Origin of the sequence: Dermacoccus sp. UBA1591 (assembly GCF_002322065.1) — a bacterium.
Classification (GTDB): domain Bacteria; phylum Actinomycetota; class Actinomycetes; order Actinomycetales; family Dermatophilaceae; genus Dermacoccus; species Dermacoccus nishinomiyaensis.
Genome location: NZ_DCNR01000064.1, coordinates 530 through 4,401, shown reverse-complemented (window position 1 = coordinate 4,401; position 3,872 = coordinate 530). Strand labels below are relative to the sequence as shown.

Here is a 3,872-nt window from a genome sequence, read left to right as displayed (position 1 = left end):
CCCTCGTTCGTGAAGAGCCCAGAAACTCCTCCCGCCGACGTTGCAGTGTCTTTTGGCTGACCCCGCACAAATCAGCGGCGGCGCGGAGGGTTAACCCATCAGGGGTGTACACCCCTGGACATTACCCCCGACGCCCAAAGTGGACCCGGACCGTCCGTGCTCAACACGCTAAGATCACCAACGTCGATAGCTGAGATGTATTAGCGCCCGCTCTATAAACGGGAGACGGGGGTTCGATAACCCCTCGACCCCAGAGGCCCCTCGCGTAAACGCGAGGGTCCTCTAGGGTCTGTTTCGCGCCGACGCCTACGACCGAGGCTCGCACTGCAGAATGTCTTGCCCATCCACGTTCACAGTGCCGGTCGCCGTCCAGCCGTCGCCCATGCCAGCGAGAGCGCCGGGGAACGTCATGTTGTATCCGAGGCCAGTCCCGTCGCCGCCGTCAGCGGTTACATTTGTCTGCTTCATTTCGTTCTCGTCGTAGATGAACTGGGATGCCTCATCCCCGTTGGTGTACGCCTTCTTCGCTACTTGAAGCGAATGCTGCCCGTCTGCGCTCTTCAGCGTGACGATGTACGAGACGTACGTCGTCGGCTGGTCGAACGTCGAGAGTTGGTCTGCCCATGACACCGTTACGTCGCTGCCGTCATTACTGACGTATGCACCCGAGACGCCGTGCCCCTGCGGACACGAAAGATCGACGCCGCTGCTCTTCGTCGGCGCGTCACCGCCGGGAGCCGACCCTGCTGCCTCAGAAATCCGCGACGCGGCGGCCGGCGAGGACGATGCCAGCTCTTCAGCACTCGGCGCCGAATTACCACCACCGCACCCAGTAGCAGCAAGAAGAGGGGCGGCGATGAGCGCGATACGACGGATCATGGTCAGATCATCACACGGGGGTTGAGGAGCGGCCCGCTCAAGCCCTGTCAAAGTGCCGATATTACCCAGTGAAGGGGTGGAAAAGCAGCCCCCGAACGAAAGGCACGACTATGGAACTAGCAGCACTCGCCCTCATTTTCGGACTCATTGCGTGGGTAATCACCGACGAGGACCGCGCGCGGCGCCTCGCCCGCATCATCCGATCCTGGCGACGGCGCGAGTGACGCCAATGCGTAGGCCGCGCCGCGCGGGTCAGAATCGCGGCGCGCAGCGCGGATCGCCTGGGCTGATAGCTCTGAACTACATGCGGAACCTGGTTCTCCGCGTGCGCGGGGCCGACGCGGGCATCATCTTGACGACCTGCTTGGGCGGGGCCTCATCTCCGCGTGCGCGGGGCCGACCCAACGAGTTGCTTCAACTTCTCGATCTGCTTGGGCTCATCTCCGCGTGCGCGGGCCGACCTTCGTCGGCGGGTCCACCAGGGCGGGCGGGTCGGGCTCATCTCCGCGTGCGCGGGCCGACCCTTGCGGGGTGCTGTGTTTCCGCGCTTTTCAGTTGGTGGGGGAAGCGTTTGCCTTCACTTTCGCTTCCCCGTGGGGGGAGATGACCGGACGCGATTACTCGGCCGGGGTGGCCCATCTCGCGGTGGGTCTTCCCGCTTCGCAGAACGCAGCGCGACAGATGTCTCGATACGCACTCCACGGGCGTCTTGCGACTCCTCCATGCCGGGGGCGTCGTGGGATGCGAGAGCGGCGCGAAGCACGTTCTTCGCCGCGTTGACGTCACGGTCAAGCACCGTGGCGCAGTTCTCGCAGTGGTACACGCGTTCCGACAGGGGCAGATTGGCTTTCTCTGCCCCGCACGTCGAACACGTCCTGCTCGTGGGAACGAAGCGCCCTGAGGGCAGGAGCTGCGATCGGTACCACGAAGTCTTGTAGGTGAGTTGTCGCCGCATCTCGGCGAAGCTCGCGTCGAGGATGGAGCGGTTGAGGCCCGCTTTCGCGGCGACGTTGCGGCCAGGCTTGTCGATGGTGCCTCGTGCGCTGCGTGTCATGCCGGCGACGTTGAGGTCTTCGACAGCGACGACGGCGTGCGAGGTCGCTTCGTGATGGCGTGCAGGTTGCTCCGCGGTGCTGGGCGACGGCGGCGTGCTCTCGCGCGGTGCTGGGCGACGGCGGCGTGCTCTCGCGCAAGACGGGCTCGAGCCTTGATGCGGCCCGTCGTGGGTGTGACGTGCTGGCCACGCGCCGCTAACGAGTCACCGGGCGCGACGGCGGCGAACAGCGCCGAAGCCGCGAGGATGCCGCCTGACGCCCACGCCATCGGAATCGGGCCGACCCTGTCGACGAGGCGACCCGTCGGCAGCGACGGCAGATACATCGCGCCGACGTGCAGGCTGATGACGAGCCCGACGTACGCGAGGTCGTGATGGTGCGCCTTCAGGTGGATCGAGCCCGCCGACGAGCGCGGAGCCTGCCGCGTGGCCCGCGACGCGCAGCGTCGGCCCGGCCCTGCACTGCACTGACCAGCGGGCGCCCCGACGCGTCACGCCTCACCCCGGAGTGCCGAGACGAGCGCGGGCAGCGCGGCGGCGGCGGGCGCACGCCAGACGAGCGTCGCGTCGTCGCTCAATTCGGTCTCGGCGGGGTTGATCTCGACGACGGGCACGCCCCGCGTCAGCGCCCGGTACGGCAGCCCGGCCGCGGGCTGCACGACCCCAGACGTGCCGACGCTGAGGACGAGATCGGCGTGCTCGAGCGCGGCCTCGGCGTGCGCGAACGGCTCATGCGGCAGTTCTTCGCCGAACCACACCACGCCGGGGCGCACCGCTGCGCCACACACCGGGCAACGCGGCGGGGCCAACCGCTCGACGGGGTCGGACGTCAGCGCGAGTGCGGCGTCGTCGGCTTCGTCGAAGGGGGTGTCGCACTCAGAGCAGCGCAACGCGAAGATGCTGCCGTGCAGGTGCGCGAGGACGCTGCTGCCCGCGCGTTCGTGGAGGTCGTCGATGTTCTGCGTGACGATCCACAGGTTCGCCCGCTCGGCGTCGGCCCACTCGGCGAGTGCGCGATGGCCGACATGGGGCTGGACATCGCGAATGAGCTTGGCCCGCCAGCGATACCAGGCCCAGACGAAGTCGGGGTCGCGCTCCCACGCGTCGATCGTCGCGAGCTCCTCCGGGTCGTAGCGCTCCCACAGGCCCGTCTGCGCGTCGCGGAACATGGGGATGCCGCTCTCGACGCTCATCCCCGCGCCCGTGAGGACGACGACGTCACGCGCGTCGCGCGCCAGGTCGAGGACGGTGTCGAGGGGTTCCGAAGCTGGCGTGGGCATGCATCAGCGTAGGCGCCACCCCACCTGCAAGGTCGCTCGCGCCGCCGAGACGCCCCGACCGAACGTGCCCCGGACCAGACGATCACATAGGTTAGGTAGACCTCATTCATCGCGACGACGCGGAGGCTCTCATGCCACTCAGGACGATCGAACGCGGGATGCATGCCGCGTACTCGGCGGCCGCCTCGCTCACCATGGCCCTGCCACCGGAGCGCGAGACCTGGCCGACGACACTCGCCGAGGTGCGCGCCGTCGAAGCGCTATGCCCGGCCTTCACCCGCGTCACCCTGCACGCCGAGATGTTCCGCACGCTCGAACTCACCGGCCCCGACGAGTACTTCGGCCTCTTCATGCCGCCGGCCGACGCACCCGTCGTCACCCCGCCTGATGACGAACGCGACCCCCGCAGCGCTGTCGCCGCCATGGACGATGCCGTGCGCCCGCAGCTGCGCTGGTACACGATCCGGATGCTGCGCCCCGAGCACGCCGAGATCGACGTCGACATCGTGGACGTCGGCCACGACGGGCCTGGCGCGCGCTGGCTGCGCGACGTCAGGGTCGGTGACGTGGTCGGGGTGCGCGTCCAGTCTGCGCTCTACAGCGCCGCGCCCGCGGGCGGGCATCACGTGCTCGTCGCCGACGAGACGGGCCTGCCGGGC

4 protein-coding genes are annotated in these 3,872 nt (G+C 68.1%); 1 reads left to right on the top strand and 3 read right to left on the bottom strand.

Annotated features, from left to right (window positions below; genetic code table 11):
• Positions 1–306 precede the first annotated feature (306 nt).
• The 3 genes from B2284_RS06965 to B2284_RS06960 all read right to left on the bottom strand — a co-directional run bounded on the left by B2284_RS06965 (position 307) and on the right by B2284_RS06960 (position 3,213).
• On the bottom strand, positions 307–879 hold the full coding sequence (locus B2284_RS06965) for a hypothetical protein (protein ID WP_136788994.1): 573 nt from the start codon (positions 877–879) through the stop codon (positions 307–309).
• A gap of 577 nt (positions 880–1,456) precedes the next feature.
• On the bottom strand, positions 1,457–1,834 hold the full coding sequence (locus tag B2284_RS14460) for a zinc ribbon domain-containing protein (RefSeq protein WP_414646255.1): 378 nt from the start codon (positions 1,832–1,834) through the stop codon (positions 1,457–1,459).
• Between the two features lie 590 nt (positions 1,835–2,424).
• A complete protein-coding gene (locus B2284_RS06960; protein WP_286697324.1) occupies positions 2,425–3,213 on the bottom strand; it encodes an SIR2 family NAD-dependent protein deacylase in 789 nt (262 codons plus the stop codon).
• A gap of 131 nt (positions 3,214–3,344) precedes the next feature.
• Here B2284_RS06960 and B2284_RS06955 point away from each other — a divergent pair.
• On the top strand, positions 3,345–3,872 hold a 528-nt coding region (locus tag B2284_RS06955; RefSeq protein ID WP_286697323.1), incomplete at its 3' end, for a siderophore-interacting protein.